At 39.9% G+C, this 17,712-nt stretch carries 15 protein-coding genes; 14 read left to right on the plus strand and 1 reads right to left on the minus strand.

Features of this window, described 5'->3' with window-relative positions; genetic code table 11:
• The first annotated feature begins 13 nt into the window (after positions 1-13).
• The 13 genes from BLP77_RS09190 to BLP77_RS09250 all read left to right on the plus strand — a co-directional run bounded on the left by BLP77_RS09190 (position 14) and on the right by BLP77_RS09250 (position 15,288).
• Positions 14-1,156 carry a Leu/Phe/Val dehydrogenase gene (locus BLP77_RS09190; RefSeq protein WP_093856829.1) on the plus strand — a complete coding sequence of 381 codons (1,143 nt, stop codon included), beginning with the start codon at positions 14-16 and terminating at the stop codon, positions 1,154-1,156.
• A gap of 22 nt (positions 1,157-1,178) precedes the next feature.
• Positions 1,179-2,234 (plus strand): pyruvate dehydrogenase (acetyl-transferring) E1 component subunit alpha, encoded by a 1,056-nt coding sequence (gene pdhA, locus BLP77_RS09195; protein WP_093856830.1) that lies wholly within the window; start codon positions 1,179-1,181, stop codon positions 2,232-2,234.
• A 1-nt stretch (position 2,235) separates the two neighbouring features.
• Positions 2,236-3,252: an alpha-ketoacid dehydrogenase subunit beta gene (locus tag BLP77_RS09200; RefSeq protein ID WP_093856831.1), complete on the plus strand. Its 1,017-nt coding sequence runs from the start codon at positions 2,236-2,238 to the stop codon at positions 3,250-3,252.
• An 11-nt stretch (positions 3,253-3,263) separates the two neighbouring features.
• Positions 3,264-4,499, plus strand: a complete 1,236-nt coding sequence (locus tag BLP77_RS09205) for a dihydrolipoamide acetyltransferase family protein (RefSeq protein WP_093856832.1) — start codon at positions 3,264-3,266, stop codon at positions 4,497-4,499.
• Positions 4,500-5,945, plus strand: a complete 1,446-nt coding sequence (lpdA, locus tag BLP77_RS09210; RefSeq protein ID WP_093856833.1) for a dihydrolipoyl dehydrogenase — start codon at positions 4,500-4,502, stop codon at positions 5,943-5,945.
• A gap of 59 nt (positions 5,946-6,004) precedes the next feature.
• Positions 6,005-6,994, plus strand: a complete 990-nt coding sequence (locus BLP77_RS09215; RefSeq protein WP_093856834.1) for an ABC transporter substrate-binding protein — start codon at positions 6,005-6,007, stop codon at positions 6,992-6,994.
• A 63-nt stretch (positions 6,995-7,057) separates the two neighbouring features.
• Positions 7,058-8,059, plus strand: coding sequence for an ABC transporter permease (locus BLP77_RS09220; RefSeq protein ID WP_093856835.1), 1,002 nt, complete (start codon positions 7,058-7,060; stop codon positions 8,057-8,059).
• Positions 8,052-8,846 carry an ABC transporter ATP-binding protein gene (locus BLP77_RS09225; RefSeq protein WP_093856836.1) on the plus strand — a complete coding sequence of 265 codons (795 nt, stop codon included), beginning with the start codon at positions 8,052-8,054 and terminating at the stop codon, positions 8,844-8,846. Before BLP77_RS09220 ends, BLP77_RS09225 begins: the two co-directional genes overlap by 8 nt.
• Positions 8,847-9,393: 547 nt before the next feature.
• A complete protein-coding gene (locus BLP77_RS09230; RefSeq protein WP_093856837.1) occupies positions 9,394-10,305 on the plus strand; it encodes a DMT family transporter in 912 nt (303 codons plus the stop codon).
• A 306-nt stretch (positions 10,306-10,611) separates the two neighbouring features.
• Positions 10,612-11,643, plus strand: a complete 1,032-nt coding sequence (locus BLP77_RS09235) for an ABC transporter substrate-binding protein (protein ID WP_093856838.1) — start codon at positions 10,612-10,614, stop codon at positions 11,641-11,643.
• A 21-nt stretch (positions 11,644-11,664) separates the two neighbouring features.
• The gene (locus BLP77_RS09240; protein WP_093856839.1) at positions 11,665-12,789 is read left to right on the plus strand and encodes an ABC transporter ATP-binding protein; all 1,125 of its coding nucleotides are present in this window, start codon (positions 11,665-11,667) and stop codon (positions 12,787-12,789) included.
• On the plus strand, positions 12,786-14,489 hold the full coding sequence (locus BLP77_RS09245; protein WP_093856840.1) for an ABC transporter permease: 1,704 nt from the start codon (positions 12,786-12,788) through the stop codon (positions 14,487-14,489). The genes BLP77_RS09240 and BLP77_RS09245 overlap by 4 nt, the downstream gene beginning before the upstream one ends.
• Positions 14,490-14,502: 13 nt before the next feature.
• Positions 14,503-15,288: an HAD-IIA family hydrolase gene (locus BLP77_RS09250; protein WP_093856841.1), complete on the plus strand. Its 786-nt coding sequence runs from the start codon at positions 14,503-14,505 to the stop codon at positions 15,286-15,288.
• Between the two features lie 20 nt (positions 15,289-15,308).
• On the opposite strand, the gene BLP77_RS09255 is transcribed toward BLP77_RS09250, so the two are convergent.
• Complete coding sequence (locus BLP77_RS09255; RefSeq protein ID WP_093856842.1) at positions 15,309-15,872, minus strand: glycerol-3-phosphate responsive antiterminator; 564 nt, start codon at positions 15,870-15,872, stop codon at positions 15,309-15,311.
• A 208-nt stretch (positions 15,873-16,080) separates the two neighbouring features.
• On the opposite strand from BLP77_RS09255, the gene BLP77_RS09260 reads away from it, so the two are divergent.
• Positions 16,081-17,706 carry a glycerol-3-phosphate dehydrogenase/oxidase gene (locus BLP77_RS09260; protein WP_093856936.1) on the plus strand — a complete coding sequence of 542 codons (1,626 nt, stop codon included), beginning with the start codon at positions 16,081-16,083 and terminating at the stop codon, positions 17,704-17,706.
• The last annotated feature ends 6 nt before the right edge of the window (positions 17,707-17,712 follow it).

Consider the following 17,712-nt stretch of genomic DNA (forward strand, 5'->3'; position numbering starts at 1 on the left):
GAGGAGGATGAGTATGAGTTTCATAACTGCTTCATCGAAAAATGATAATTTTGCGCTTCTAGAAAAAATGTCTGAGCACGAACAAGTGGTTTTTTGTAATGATCCTTCAACGAATCTTCAAGCTATAATTGCCATACATAGCACAAAGCTTGGTCCGGCAATTGGTGGTTGTCGTATGCATCCGTATGAAAGCTTTGATGATGCCTTAGACGATGCTTTAAGATTATCGAAAGGTATGACCTATAAATGTGCCGCGGCAGATGTCGACTTTGGCGGTGGTAAATCTGTCATCATCGGAGATCCTCAAAAGGATAAAACACCTGAATTATTCCGCGCATTTGGACAATTTGTTGATTCTCTCGGTGGCCGTTTTTACACAGGGACAGACATGGGAACAACGTTAGATGATTTTGTTCATGCGATGAAAGAAACGAACAATATCGCTGGACTTCCAGAAGTATATGGAGGCGGTGGTGATTCATCGATTCCAACGGCTGAAGGTGTCCTGTATGGGCTTAAGGCGACATCGAATATGTTGTTTGATCACGAAAATTTAAGCGAGGTCACGTTTGCGATTCAAGGCCTTGGTAAAGTCGGATTTAAGGTGGCTGAGCGTCTTCTTGATGAAGGGGCGACCTTGATGGTAACGGATATTAATGACACAAGCTTAAACGCCATTCAAGAGCGCGCTCAAACGACGAATGGTTCCGTTACCATTGTCGATTCGAATGATATTTACGCACAGCCTGCCGATATCTTCGTCCCGTGTGCCTTTGGCGGCATTATCAACGATACGACGCTTAATCAGTTTCAATTCAAGGCGATTGCCGGTTCGGCGAATAGTCAGCTGCTGAAAGATGAACACGGCGTTGAGTTAGCGAAGCGCGGTATTCTTTACGCACCGGACTATATCATTAATTCCGGTGGCCTGATTCAAGTATCGGATGAACTGTACGGCGCGAATAAGGAACGCGTCTTACACAAGACAAAAGAGATCTATAACACGATGATCAATGTTTACCAGCAAGCTGAGCTTGACCATATATCAACGGTTGTAGCGGCTAATCAGATTTGTGAAAAAATGATGGCTAACCGCGAGAAGCGCAACAGCTTTTTTAAATGGTCCAGTAGTCCGAAATGGCATATTCGACATTAATCACGTTTTGGGGGTGTCCGAGATGGAAAAACAATTTCCAATCAAGAAGATTATCGATGATCAGGGCAATTTAATCGATTCACAATATGAAGGCGAGATAGATCAGGAACTCGTTCAACAGCTTTATTACCATATGCTACGGATTCGATTGTTTGATCGGAAAGCGATTAGCCTGCAACGGCAGGGGCGCATTGGTACGTATCCGCCGTTTGAGGGGCAAGAAGCATCGCAGGTTGGGAGTGTTTTAGCTTTAGGAAACGATGATTGGGTTTTTCCGACTTATCGTGATCACGGGGCGACGTTAACCTTTGGAGCGGACATGATGAGGACATTTTTATATTGGAACGGACGATCAGAAGGTGTGATCCCACCTGAGGGGAAAAACATTTTTCCAGCAGCGGTGCCGATTGCGACGCAAATTCCGCATGCAGTTGGAACAGCCTGGGCAGAAAAACGGAAAGACACGAGCAATGTAGCAATCGCCTACTTTGGGGACGGCGCAACGTCAGAAGGCGATTTTCATGAAGGATTAAACTTTGCGAGTGTATTCCAAACGCCAACGATTTTATTTAATCAGAATAACCAATATGCTATATCCGTTCCGGTTGAAAAACAAATGCATTCAGAAACGATTGCGCAAAAAGGGTTAGCCTATGACATTCCAAGTGTTCGAATTGATGGGAATGACTGTTTTGCGGTTTACTTTGAAACGAAAAAAGCCGTAGAGCGAGCACGAAATGGCGAAGGGCCGACACTTATTGAGGCGGTTACGTGGCGAACTGGAGCTCATACGACAGCGGATGATCCAACGAAGTATCGTCCTGATGGGCAAGGTGAGAATGTGATCAATCCGGTTGAACGATTAGAACATTATATGAAGCATCATGACTTTTGGGATGAAGCTTGGGTAACTAAGATTGAAAACGAATTAACCAATGAGGTTGAAGCGGCCGTTGAAGCGATGGAACAATATCCGAAGCCAAATCCTGAAGATTTATTTGACCATGTCTTTCAGAACAACCCAAAACAGCTAGAGGAACAAAAACACGCATATCTTGAGCATCTAGGGAGGGTGTAACATGGATGTCAAAACGGAAACGAAAACGCAAGTGAATACGACACAAAAGCTGACGATGGTTCAAGCAGTTAATGATGCGCTGAAAACGATGCTTGAATCAGATAAGACGACGATGCTTTTAGGTGAAGATATCGGTAAAAACGGCGGGGTATTCCGGGCAACGGAAGGGCTCCAAGAACAATTTGGGGAAGACCGCGTTGTCGATACGCCACTTTCCGAATCGGGTATCGTCGGAACGTCAGTCGGTTTAGCGGTAAACGGGTTTAAACCGGTTGCCGAGATGCAATTTATGGGGTTTATTTACCCAGCCTTTGATCAATTGATGACGCATGTCTCAAGAATTCGCGCGAAAACGATGGGCCATTATTCGGTTCCGTTAGTCGTCCGGGCTCCGTATGGCGCAGGGATTCGTGCACCAGAGATTCATTCCGATAGTGCTGAGGCCATTTTTACCCATATGCCGGGGATTAAAGTCGTTTGTCCATCCACGCCGTATGATGCAAAAGGACTGCTCATTGCATCGATTGAGGATCCTGACCCAGTCATATTTATGGAGCCGATGCGGAGTTACCGGGCGCAACGCGAAGAAGTGCCTGAAGGAAAATACACGCTCGAAATCGGAAAAGGCAAAAGGGTGCAAGAAGGAACGGATGTGACGGTCATCGCCTGGGGAGCTATGCTTCCTGTCGCACAGCAGGCCGTAAAACAAGCAGAACAGCAGGGTATGAGCTGTGAAGTCCTTGATTTAAAGACGTTGTACCCATTAGATCGTGATTTAATAGCCGAATCCGTCCAAAAAACGGGTCGTGCGGTCATTGTCCATGAAGCCCAATCGACTGGTGGACTTGGTCAAGATATTATGTCGGTTATTCATGACACATCCTTTTTATATTTAAGAGCACCGATTGAACGGGTCACCGGTTTTGATGTCCCAGTTCCATTCTTCGCGCTAGAGGATCATCATTTACCAACGCCAAAACGCGTTTTAGCAAGTATTGAAAAAGCGGTGCACTTTTAGGAGGGAAATTGATGTTGGATGTCAAACTACATGATATCGGTGAAGGGATGACAGAAGGGGAAATCGTTCATTATTTTGTGAAAGAAGGGGATCATGTAAAAGCTGATCAGCCCCTCGTTGAAGTGCAGACCGATAAAATGGTGGCTGAGCTTCCATCCCCAGGAACCGGTACGATTAAAGAGATTGTCGTCCCAGTCGGTGAAACGGTTCAAGTTGGGACAACACTTTTATATCTTGAAGGTGAAGGTGCTGAGCCGCAATCGAGTGAACCAGCACCAGCTGAAGCAGACGCAGCAAGTGAAGAACATGCGGTCACTCAACTAGCAGCAAAAGAGCTGACGAAAAAACGCATACAAACGACGATTAACCGCGTATTAGCGACACCTTTTACTAGAAAAATAGCACGTGACCACGGCATTGATATTGAAAACGTTCAAGCAACAGATCCATCCGGCCGTGTCACGGAAGAAGATGTTTATCAATATATCAACGGTGAGCAAGCTGCAAAACCAGAGCCACAAGCACCAACACGAGAGCAAGCCGTTCAATCAACACAGCCAGATGAAATTCCATTCCGTGGTATTCGCAAACAAATTGCTAATAAAATGACGAAATCAATCTATACCATACCTCATGTGACACACTTCGATGAAATCAATATGACGCGATTAGTCGAGCTTCGCGAGGAATTAAAAGCCTCAGGCGATTCGATTTCAGTACCAGCCTTCCTAGTTAAAGCACTCACGATCGCGTTAAAAGACTTCCCAGTATTTAATGCAGAATTAGATGAAGAAAATGAAACCATTGTCCTGAAAAAAGATTACCACATTGGGCTTGCCACAGACACCTCAGATGGGTTAATTGTACCCGTACTGCATCACGCCGACCAAAAGTCAATACAACAGCTTCACGATGAGATTAAAGAGCTTAATCAAAAAACGAAAGAGGGACAGTTAAAACCAGCCGATATGCAAAATGGAACGTTTACGGTAAGTAATGTAGGACCGCTTGGCAGTACCGGTGCGACACCGATTATTAACTATCCTGAAACAGCTTTAATCGCTTTTCATAAAACGAAAAAGATGCCGATTGTGAGCGAGGATAACGAAATTGTCATCGGCCATATGATGAATGTGTCGATGTCATTTGACCACCGTGTCGCAGATGGAGCGAAGGCTGTCGATTTTACAAACCGCTTAGCTGGTTTAATCGAAAATCCGAACAAACTCATGCTGGAGATGATATAGATGGTTGTTGGAGAAATTACCGAAGAAAGAGATCTCATCATCATTGGTGGTGGCCCTGGTGGATATACAGCTGCTATTCGTGCAGCACAGCTTGGTTTAGAGGTCACATTAGTCGAGCAGGCCGATTTAGGCGGGATTTGTTTAAATCAAGGCTGCATCCCATCTAAAGTATGGACGCATGCGGCTAAAAAGAAATCCGAAATTCCTCAAATGCAGAAGATGGGACTTGATGTTAGTACAGGGGAGATTGATTTAGACACTTTAATCGATTATAAATCTCAGATTACTGAACAGCTTCGAAAAGGGGTTGAAGCCCTTTGTCAAGCGAATAAAATCGAGGTGATCCAAGGAAAAGCAACCTTTACAGGCGGAGATCGAATCGGTGTGGAGTATGGCCATCAATTTGATACTTACCTATTTGATAAGGCCATCATTGCCACTGGAAGTACAGCGGTTTTCCCTGAACATTTCCCAAAGCAGGGTGAGCGAATTTTTCTATCGCATGACATCTTTAATTTTAAGGAAATCCCGGAGCATTTGATTGTTTACGGTCGAGACCTCATTGCATTTGAAATGGCGACGACCTATCAATCGTTTGGATCAAAGGTGACGTTGATTCAAGATGATGATATTAACTTAGATCAAGCGATTGAGAAAGAGTTAAAACGATCATTGAAGAAGAAAAAAATTCGTCTGATTAAAAAGGATTCCTTAAAATCTATCGAAGAAACAGACGAAGGTGTCATCGTGTCGCTTACCGATGACAAAGGCAAAGAACAAACCATAGAAGGAAGCCATTTATATACGAGTGGCGATAGACAGCCGAACTTAGAACCACTTGGGATTGACCGGTTCGGAATCGGCCAGACTTCAGATGGTCACATCATCGTTAACAACACGATGCAATCATCCATCCCATCGATTTATGCGATTGGTGATGTGACAGAAGGCCCATCATTAGCCATCAAAGCGATTAAGCAAGGAAAGGTCGCTGCCGAAGCCATAGCAGGTAAAAATCCAGAAGTGGATCTTACGTTTTTACCGACCATCATGCATACGACCCCGCCCATTGCATCAGTTGGGTTAACTGAGCAGGAAGCGGAGGAGCATGATTTAGATATACATGTCGGTCAATTTAACCTGAATGCGAATGGCTATGCCAAGCTAACAGGACAAACAGACGGTATGATTAAAGTTATTAGTGATGCAAACACCGAGATTATTCTCGGTATCCATATGATTGGAGAAGGGGCCATTGAGCTATCGAGCACCTTTGTTCAACTTCTAGAAATGGCGGCTAAGGTAGAGGATGTGACATTTCCATTGTATGCACATCCAAGTACCAATGAAGGATTGTTAGAGGCTGTTGATGCCTTAACCGGGCAATCCATTCATCTTCCACCAACGAAACAACAAACCAAAATCGTAGAAAGGAGTTTAACCTAAGTTAGTAACGTTTTTCTCACCAAGATCTAGCAAAAAATAATATTGAGGGGGAATGATTGATGAAGAAAAGGTTACTACTTGTGGCAGTAGCTGTATTAGGTATCGTATTACTAGCCGCATGCGGAGAGGGAGAAAACGGTTCTGGAGGCGATGATGCCACTTATACCGTAGGTGCGACACAAATTGTTGAACACCCATCGCTAGATAGCGCCTATGAAGGCTTTAAAGAAGCTTTAGCTGATGCCGGATTAGAGGTCGAATACGATTTTCAAAGTGCACAAAATGACCAAAACAACGTGAAAACCATCTCAGACGGTTTTGTAGCGGATGAGGTCGATCTAATCTTTGCGAATTCAACACCAAGTGCGCAAGGGGCATTAAATGCGACAAGTGATATTCCAATCGTGTACACGTCAGTTACTGACCCGGTCGATGCAGGCTTAGTACCTTCAATGGATGAAGCAGGCGCAAACATTACAGGGGTTTCTGACCTACACCCTGAGGCAATTAGCAGCACAGTCGAGTTTATCGATACGTACTTCGAAGGCTCAACAGTTGGTTTAATTTATAATGCTGGTGAACCGAATTCTGTTACTCAAATTGAAGATGTTAAAGCAGCAGCTGAAGGAACTAGCTTAAGCTTAGAAGAGCGTACGGTTTCTAATGCATCAGAGGTACAGCAGGCAGCGCAAACGTTAGTGAGTGAGGTTGATGTCTTTTATATCGTGACCGATAACACGGTTGTTGAAGCTTTAGATAGTGTCGTCGGTGTTGCGAATGATCAAGATATTCCACTGATTACAGGGGAACCAGATTCGCTTGCTAAAGGTGGCTTTGCGACATTTGGCATTGATTACAATACGATTGGATACCGCACAGGTGAAATGGCTGCCGCTATTCTGACTGGTGAAAAATCGCCTAGCGACATCCCGCCAGAATATCCACCAGAAATTCAGCTTTTCATTAACGAAGACGGAGCTGAAGAGCAAAATATTGAATGGAACTCAGATTGGGATGAAGATGCCCAATTTGTTGAAACGGCTGAATAAGAAAAAGGTAAAGCAGGCTTTGGCCTGCTTTACTGCTACATAGGTAAAGAAGGAGATGACGTCATGTTTATAGCATTATTTGGAGCAGTCGAATCAGGAGTCATCTACGCCATTATGGCATTGGGCGTTTATTTATCATTCCGTGTGTTAGATTTCCCTGATCTAACCGTTGACGGAAGCTTTGTCACAGGTGCTGGGATCACAGGTGTCTTAATTGTAAATGGAACGCCGCCCGTTTTGGCAACTTTGATCGGCGCACTGGCAGGATTTATAGCCGGTTGTATAACAGGGATTCTTCATACGGCGGGAAAAATAAATGCCTTATTATCAGGGATTTTAATGATGATTGCCCTCTACTCGATTAACCTAAGATTTATGGGACAGCCAACCGTATCATTGCTGAACGAATCAACCCTTGTCAGTCAAATCGAATCACTCTGGGCGAGTACAGGTATTGATTCAGCCCTAAACGGTATGTTAAATGTGTTTGAACTCGACCGGGTCCCGACAACTTGGGCGATTCTAATTATGATGGCGATTCTAACATTAGCGATTAAATTTTTACTCGATTACTTCCTGAAAACAGAAATTGGTCTTGCCATTCGTGCGACAGGCGATAACCAAAAAATGATCCGTAGTCTATCAGCGAATACCAACTTTTTAATTATTATTGGTATCGGCCTTTCTAACGGCTTAGTCGCACTATCTGGAGCCCTAATTGGACAGCATGGTGGATTTGCCAACTTAAACATGGGAATCGGGATGATTGTCATTGGCCTGGCATCAGTCATTATCGGTGAAGCCTTATTTGGTAAGAAAACGATCACACGTGTCACTTTGGCGGTGATTGGTGGTGCAATCATTTACCGAGTTGTTGTTACGGTTGCATTAAGAGTGGATTACCTAAGTATTCAATCAAGTGACCTAAAACTGATTACAGCCATTCTAGTTATTGCTGCTCTTGTTACACCTAAGATTTTGCAGGCTAGAAAAGACAAAAAACGTCGCCAAGCAAAACGTGCGGCACTCATGGAACAACAGAAGGAGAGTGAGGCCAGTGCTTAATATTAAAGACGTCTCCCTGACGTTTAACGAAGATACACCTGATGAAAAGAAAGCTTTACAGGGCATTGATTTAGAATTAAATAAAGGTGAATTTGTCACGGTTATTGGGAGTAACGGAGCGGGCAAATCAACCTTAATGAATGTTGTTTCGGGAAGTTTGCATCCTGATGTTGGAGATGTGTTCATTAATGATCAAAATGTCGTCCATTTACCTGAATACAAACGTTCTAAAATGATCGGACGCGTATTCCAAGACCCGATGGCCGGAACCGCACCAACCATGACCATTGAAGAAAACTTGGCCATGGCCTATGCACGGAATAAAAAACGTCGGCTCGTTCCAGGCGTGACGAAAAAACGGAAGGACTACTTTAGAGAATACCTCGAATCGTTAAATTTAGGATTAGAAGATCGGTTGAACGCCAAAGTCGGACTGTTATCAGGAGGAGAACGTCAAGCCTTATCCTTACTCATGGCCACTTTTACAGAGCCACATATTCTTTTACTTGATGAACACACTGCCGCACTCGATCCATCACGCGCGGAGTTAATTACAGAAATCACCGCAGACGTTGTTGGGAAATTCGAGTTAACGACGATGATGGTGACACATAATATGCAGCAGGCGCTTGATTTAGGTGATCGGCTGTTTATGATGGATAAAGGCGAAATCATTTTTGATGTAAAAGGAGAAGAGAAGCAGAACCTAACAATTAAAAATCTATTAGATGAATTTCAGCGCATTCGCGGCAAACAAATTGAAAGCGATCGCGCTGTGTTAGGGTAATACAGGGACTGAGAGGAGTTCCTGTATTTATTTTTATGTATTTGAAAACCCCTGGCTATGTCAGGAGTTCCGGAAAGCTTTTAGCGATGTATCAGGAGTGCACTCACTAATTTGAAAGCTAGGCTAGTTAAGATGAGAAATCGATCCGCCAAAATAAAAGGATCATCCGCCGAAAAGAGAGTTCGATCCGCCAAAATAAAAGGATCATCCGCCGAAAAGAGAGTTCAAATCCGCCAAAATAAAAGGATCATCCGCCGAAAAGAGAGTTCGATCCGCCAAAATAAAAGGATCATCCGCCGAAAAGAGAGTTCAAATCCGCCAAAATAAAAGGATCATCCGCCGAAAAGAGAGTTCGATCCGCCAAAATAAAGGGAGCATCCGCCAAAAAGAGAGGTCAATCCGCCAAATAGGGAGCAATCCGCCAAAACAATACGAAATAAATCAATCATTTCCTGGTCATATCACTGTTTTGATAAACTGATAGTATTGCTTCTGTACTCGAAATTTTATAATATTGAAGAATCAACTTTAGAAATAAGGTGAGCGGATGAAGATTAAAATTTACAGTCTTTTGACCTTAGTTATGCTGATGTGGGGGTTAAACGTCTCAGCACTTAAGGTACTTGTCGATGCCGTTGATCCCATTCTATTAACCTCGGTGCGCATATTTACAGCAGGTGTCGCGGTCTTAATAGCGTGTAGGATCATGGGGATTTTTAGACTACCACTACGCAATGAGTGGTTGGTTATTTTTTATATATCGATTTTTAATGTGATCCTTCATCATACATTAGTTGCGGTTGGTTTAGAGAAGACTTCTGGTGTTAATGCCGGACTGATTTTAGGCTTAATGCCGCTAGTGACTGTGATGATGGCGGTGATGATTTTACGCCAACATGTCACTTGGATTAGGGTGTTTGGTTTCTTGCTCGGTTTTATAGGTGTCGCGGTAACGACTTTAACTGGGGGAGAGGGCGTGGCAGCCATCTCAATCGGGGACTTTATTGTCTTTCTAGGCGTTATCGTACAGGGTTTTAGTTTTATCCTTATTAGTAAGTTGAAACCGACCTTTGATCCGAGGTTGGCAACCGGTTACTTACTCGTACTAGGATCGTTTTTTATCTTTTTAACGAGTCTAGCATTTGGCTCCAATCTTAGGGAGATTACGTATTTATTTGATTGGAAAATAGGGGCCGTATTCCTATTTAGTGCGATACTTGCTACTTCTTTTGGACACATGACTTATAATTATGCGATTAAAAAGGTCGGACCGGCTGAGTCGGCTGTTTTTACGAATTTAAATACACTTTTTGCGATCACGGGTGCAGCTGTTTTCTTAGGCGAAGTGATTACGATCAACCATATGATTGGATTTTTATTAATTTTAAGTGGCGTATTTATCGGTACAGGTGCGCTAGAGTATGCGTTGAAGAAGAGGGGAGAGGCAAACAATTTTTAGTTTAATCTTTTTACAACCAGCATAGATGCAGGTTAGAGATGTTTAGTCAATTTCTATAATCTTACGAAAAAAAATTAGTCATTAAAATTCAAATTATTTCAAAAATAGGCTTGATTTTTAAAGCGCTTTCATATAAATTAGTAATTAATAAAATTATTAGGGAAGAGATTACTCAGAGAAAGCCCATATAAATTACCCCAAGTCTTTTGGGGGTGGTTTATTGTGGTGTTTTCTCTCTTTTTTTATATATAAACTGCCTTTTACGGTGGTTTTATTATAAAAATTTAATATTAAGGAGGAAATATCATGAAGAACTCTTTTAAGTTAATGTTGTCTTTTGTACTTATTTTAGGTTTTGTATTAACAGCATGTTCAGGTGAAGGTGGAGATAGTTCTGGAGATGGTCCAGGAAGTATTAGTTTTTATTCTCCGGAAACCCCTGATATGACTAGAGAACTTGCTGAGGCATTTGAGGAAAAGCATGGTGGCGAAGTAAATGTTAACTATGCTGGTACAAATGTGTTAGTAAACCGTATGATGGCTGAAATAGACAACCCTCAAGCAGATATTTGGTATGGAGGTGGGGGGATTTTACCATTTGAAAATGCTGTGGATAAAGGTATTATAGCCCCTTACACTCCTGAAATGGCAGAGGATTGGGAGGTCGTTGAAAACGGTGTTAAGGTTAAGCATCAAGATGGTTATTACACAGGAATAGAAGTATTTGTTCTAGGTTTTGTTTATAATACTGAGCTTGTTTCAGAGGAAGAAGCCCCAAAAACATGGGATGATTTATTGGACCCTAAATGGGAAGGTAAGATTCAGTTCTCGAATCCAGCTGCATCGGGAACTGCTACGCTGATGGTATTAAGTCAGATGATGGCACGTGGAGAAGAAGAAGGTTGGGAATACTTTCAAAAATTAACGGAACAGGCAAATGCGACTCCTGACTCAGGTTCAGGACCTACTAAGGCAGTTGCAATGGGTGAAGCACATATTGGTGTGGGTTTCGACTTTATGGCGTATGAGCAACAGGCTAACGGTGAATCGGTTGATTTTATTTTACCTGAAGAAACACCAGTACTTGTTAACCCTGTATCGTTAGTGGAGGAAGGTCCAAACCCTGAAGGTGGTAAAGAACTAATTGAATTCCTCTTATCAGAAGATGGACAACAAATTTTAGCTGATTGGTACCATATCCCGATCAACCCTAATGTTGAATCGAAAACTCCATTAACGCTTGAAAAAGCACAAGAAAGCGCCATGGATTTAGATATTGATTGGGTAATTGAAAACTATGACCGAATTCGTGATGAATGGAATGAAAAAGTAAACTAAAAAAAGTAAGGTGGTTACTTTATGGGCTCTGTTGAAATTAAAAATTTGACTAAGAAGTTTGGAGAGACTTTAGCACTTAAAAATGTAAATATTAACATCGAAGAGGGCGAGTTTTTCGCTCTCTTAGGGCCCTCTGGCTGTGGGAAAACAACAACAATGAGGTGTATTGCTGGTTTTGAGGACCCAACAGATGGAGAAATTATTCTTGGTGATCAAGTCGTCAATGATATCCCAGCAAACATGCGGAATTGTGGAATGGTATTCCAAAGCTATGCTTTATTTCCTCACCTAAACGTATTTGATAATGTAGCTTATAGTTTAAATATAAAGGATTTAAAAGAGGGTGGATTTTTAAATAAAGGTAAAGTTTATGGACGAATGTTAAGTAACAAATTATTTTCGTATCCAAATCATATTAAGGACAAAGTTAATGAGATATTAGAATACGTCGAGTTAGACCATTTATCTCAACGTATGATTGGAGAACTATCAGGTGGTCAACAGCAGCGTGTTGCGCTTGCTAGGTCATTAGTAATGGAGCCATCCATTCTATTAATGGATGAACCACTGTCAAACCTAGACCAAAAATTAAGGCATACAATGAGGAACACGATTAGACGGATACAGCAAGATTTAGGAATTACAACTATATTTGTGACGCATGATCAAGAAGAAGCGATGAGTATGGCTGATCGTATTGCAGTTATGGATCAAGGAGAAGTTATGCAGGTTGGAACACCAACAGATTTATATAGTAACCCTAGTACACCATTTATTGCTGATTTTGTTGGCACGTCTAATCTATTGAAAGGTAAAGCTGAAAGTATAAACAATGAAATGTTCGTTAACGTAGATGGTAATCAATTGAAGTCAACTTATTCAAATTCAACCGGTGAAGTAGATGTTGTGATACGACCTGAGCACCTAACTATTATTAATGATGAAAAAGATGCAGGAAGCTTTGATAATGTAATTGAAGGTGAAGTATTATTTTCAACCTATTTAGGCTCGATCGTTAGGTATGATGTAAAAGCAGGTAATGAAAATTATTTAGTAGACACGACTTATAACTCTGGTGATAGTATTTATCAACCAGGAACGACATTAAAGTTAACTGTTGAACCTGAAAGGGTGCTAATTTTATGAGAGGTATAATAGAAAAATTTAATGGGATGAAAGTGATTAAATGGATGATTTATGCCTTCTTCGTTTTATTTTTACTTTTACCTCTTTTCTCTGTATTTTTAGTTAGTTTTACTGGGCAGCCAATTAATTTATTAGGTTCATTAGTTAATGTTGATACATTGTTATCGACTATGGATAAGCTGAAGAATGCCAATCTTGATTATTATGCAGATATGGTGGCTCGTTCAGGTTATTTGGGTGCGTTAATTAACAGTTTACAATTATCATTATTTGTTTCATTAATCGTTATTTTGGTATGTATTCCGATTGCATACGGAATTGCAAGGACTAAAATGCCATTTAAGAGGACGATCTCTGCATTATGTATTATTCCATTAATTATCCCAACATTTATTTCAGCTTATGCCTTTATCATTATGTTCGGTCGTGCTGGTTGGGTTACATACATTTATCAGGGATTGGGCGGACAAGATATGTTAATTGACCCCTACTCGATGACGGGAATCGTACTGGTACAAGTGTTTTTCTTTTTCCCTTATGCTTTATGGCCGATGGTTGCTGCTTTCAAAGTAAGTGATGTTTCACTTGAAGAGGCTTCATTAAATTTAGGAAGCAAAAAATATTTTACATTTTTATTTATCACGTTACCTTTAGCCTTACCAGGTATTATTTCAAGTGCGTTATTAATTTTTACCGTAAGCTTTTCCGATTTCGGTACTCCAATTATTCTTGCGCCAAAAGATTTAAGTTTAATAGTAGTGGAGGCTTACCGTGAGATTGCAGGTTTTTTCAATTGGGCAGGTGCCGCAATTTTAACAGTAGTTATGGTGTTAGTTGCAGCATTTTTCTTCTGGCTACAAAATCTATTTGTTAAGGGTAAAAATTATGGCTCCGTTTCAGGTAAACCTAAAGCACAAAAACTAAGTGACAATAAAAAAGTTAACACTGTTTTATCAGTTTATTCATTGTTTATAGTATCAGTTCCTTTATTGGCGATGATCACAGTATTCTTACAATCACTCGCAACAACATGGGGACTAGGACCATTGCCAGATGGCTATACGTTAGAAAATTATACAGATGTTTTTAGTACATCCTTTGATAATATTAGGAATAGCATTATTTTAGCTGCTGGAGCTCTGGTACTGTCAGTTGTGATTGCCACGTTTATTTCTTACTTCGTAGTAAGAGAAAACTCTAGTAAATTGGATTTTATTACGACAATGCCACTAGTTGTTCCTGGTATTGCCTTGGGTATTGCCTTAATTCAAACCTTTAACACGGCACCATTACAATTAACCGGGACTGCCTTGATTTTAATAGTGGCTTACACCATTAGACGTATACCTTATATGATTCGATCAACGACTAGCACAATGAGAATGATAAAAGCAGATATCGAAGAGGCAGCTGTAAATCTGGGAGCTAGTCGTTTTACGGCGGCTATTACCATCATTGGGCCTTTATTAATGCCGGGTATTGCGGCTGGTTCTATTCTCGTTTTTGTAACGGTCATTAAGGAAACTAGTATTTCTATACTTATGGCACCAGCAGAGTGGGCTCCGATGAGTCTAGCAATTTTCCAAAATATCTTAAGAGGAGAATATTATACTGCTGCCGCTATGTCAGTAATCTTAGTCGTAATTGTATTAGTTTTACAATCATTAGCGAATTTAATTTCTCGTAAACAATCTCAATAAATGGTGAATAAATATGACAAAAGGATATGTATTTGATTTAGATGGAACAATTTATTTAGAAGATGAAGCCATTGAAGGTGCTATAAACACACTAAATCATCTAAAAGATAAAGGCGATAAAATTGTCTTCCTTACAAATAAATCGATAGCAAGAAGAAGTGATTATGTTACTAAACTAAGTCAAATGGGGTTTAATTGCTCGATTGATCAAGTAATTAATTCTAACTATATTACAGCTAAGTTTTTAAATGATGAGTTAATTAATGACCAGGCAGCTTTTGTGATTGGAGAGGTCCCGCTATTTGACGAATTAACACAAGCTGGTGTAAATATTACGAACGACCCGATAGATGCTTCAGTTGTAGTAATTGGTTGGGATAGAAAATTCGATTATAATAAGCTTGACCAAGCCTATCAAGCATTTCTAAATGGTGCAAAGTTGGTGGCAACTAACCCCGATCGGTCTTGTCCCATTAAAGGGGGCGGGATGATTCCAGATTGTGGTGCTATGATTGGGGCAATTGAGGGTGTTATAGGTAAAACAGTAGATTTTATTGCAGGGAAGCCTTCTGCAATGATGGCTCAATATGTGATCCAAGATGTGTTAAAACTATTACCTGAGGATTGCTTTATGGTAGGTGACCGGTTGGAAACTGATATACTCATGGGAAATGAAAACAATATGAATAGCGCGTTAGTCTTAACGGGTATTACGGATTATGAATTACTTCAGAAAAGTAGTATTCAGCCTAAATATGTATTAAACAGTGTTGTAGATTTGTTAAACATAGAAGAGTGATCCCGTTGTGGATTACTCTTCTATAAATCTAGTTCCCATAAGGATGAATTACTAGCCGAAACTCCTAGTGCACCTACTGCCAAAGCATCCAAAATTTCTTCTTTTGATGAAATTAATCCACCAACAAAGATTGGGAGTTTAACCTCATAGGTTAGCCGATCGATAATTTTTGGCATTAACCCTGGCATGACTTCGATAGCATCGGGTGTATTATTTCTTATAACTTGAACACCAGATTTAATGGCATTTTCATCAATTAGGAATATACGTTGAATAGTATATAGGCCAACATCTTTTGCATACCTTACAATATTATTTTTAGTAGTAATAATACCGTCAGGATTCCAGTTTTTAGCGATGTATTCGACTGATGTTTTGCTATTAGATACGCCATCGATAAAATCCAAATGTATAAACACACGCATATCATGATCTTTAAGCTTTTGGATATAACTTCCCATTGTTAAAAGGTCACCAGTTAGTAAGAATGAAACATTTGGTTGTTTCTTGATGGCTTGATCTATGTCCTTATAATTTTTAATAGAAGCGATAATTTGGGAATCAACTAAATCTACTATACTCATTTTAAACCTCCAACAATTGCTGTTATTAATTAATATATTATAATACTTATTTTTGAAAATTTAAATATTTAGTTGGTAAGAGATTAAGAGAAGCCACAAAATTATGCAAAGGTACCTTTGCATGTTTTGTGGTTTTACTTTTTATATTGTTTAAGTATAAAACTTAGTCTTTCAACACAGAAGGGGTGTTAACTTGAAAAAATTATCAATGCATCATCGAGATGAAATATATAAGGATATGAAAACGACATCACTAGATATTTTAGTAATAGGTGGTGGTATAACAGGTGCAGGCATTTTGTTAGATACAGTATCACGTGGATTAAAAGGTGCCTTGATTGATATGCAAGATTTTGGAGCAGGTACTTCAAGCCGATCAACAAAACTTGTTCATGGTGGTTTACGATATTTAAAGCAACTAGAAATAAAAATGGTTTCTGAAGTAGGTAAAGAAAGGGCAATTGTCTATGAAAATGCACCACATGTTACAAGGCCGGAATGGATGTTATTACCAATTTATAAAGGTGGAACATTTGGAAAATTTTCAACTAACTTAGGGCTGTGGTTTTATGATTATTTAGCAGGCGTTAAAAAAGAAGAGCGAAGAAAAATGTTAACAATTGAAGAAACGCTAACTAAGGAGCCACTTCTAAAAAAAGAATGGTTGAAGGGTTCTGGCTATTATGTGGAATATAAAACCGATGACGCAAGGTTAACATTAGAGGTGATAAAAAAAGCAGTCGCATTAGGCGGGAATGCTTTAAACTATGCCAAAGTTATTGAGTTATTGTATGAAGAAGGCCGGGTGGTTGGTATTGTCGTAGAAGATCAATTAAATGGTGAAATGCATCGAATATATGCTAATAAAATTATCAATGCGACTGGACCTTGGGTTGATCAAATACGAGAATTTGATAAATCTAAAGGTGGAAAAACATTACATCTTACAAAAGGTGTTCATTTAGTATTTAGTCAAAAGCGTTTTCCGTTAAACCAAGCAATATACTTTGATACACCAGACGGACGTATGGTTTTTGCTATACCAAGAAGTGGTAAAACTTATGTGGGAACCACAGATACAAGCTATGACGCTTCAATAAAAGATCCAAGAATGACTAAAGATGATTTAAATTATTTAATAAAAGCAGTTAATTATATGTTCCCATCTATTGAATTAACTGAAAATGATGTTGAATCAAGTTGGGTAGGTCTAAGACCACTTATTCATGAAGATGGGAAGTCACCTTCACAAATTTCTAGAAAAGATGAAATATTTAATTCAGATTCAGGACTTATTTCTATGGCTGGGGGCAAACTAACAGGCTATAGAAAAATGGCTGAAAACGTCGTTGACTTAATATCTAAAGATCTAGGCCATAATATAGACAAAAGCAGGACCAAATACATGACGTTATCTGGAGGGGAGGTCGGAGGATCAAAAGGATTTGAAATATTTTTGGAGGATAAAATTAACCAAGGTATAAGTTACGGCTTGAGTCATCAACAGTCTAAGGAGCTTGTCTATCGATATGGTTCTAATGTAGATAACGTCTTGTCCGAATATAGGAAGTTTCAGACTTTAAAGGAGGGAATAGATCCCTTTATATTCGCAATGTTAAGGTATGGAATCGATAATGAAATGATTTGCACACCAAGTGACTTTTTTATTCGACGGTCAAGTGCATTATTTTTTAATATTGATTTTGTAAATAAACATAAGGATTCTGTGATATCTTTTATGAGTGATGAGTTTCAATGGACGATTGAAGAAAAAGAGAAGCATAATGAGGAATTATTACGTGATATATACTATACAAAACAACCGGTAGAGTAAAAAATG

This window comes from Tenuibacillus multivorans (assembly GCF_900103915.1).
Classification (GTDB): domain Bacteria; phylum Bacillota; class Bacilli; order Bacillales; family Alkalibacillaceae; genus Tenuibacillus; species Tenuibacillus multivorans.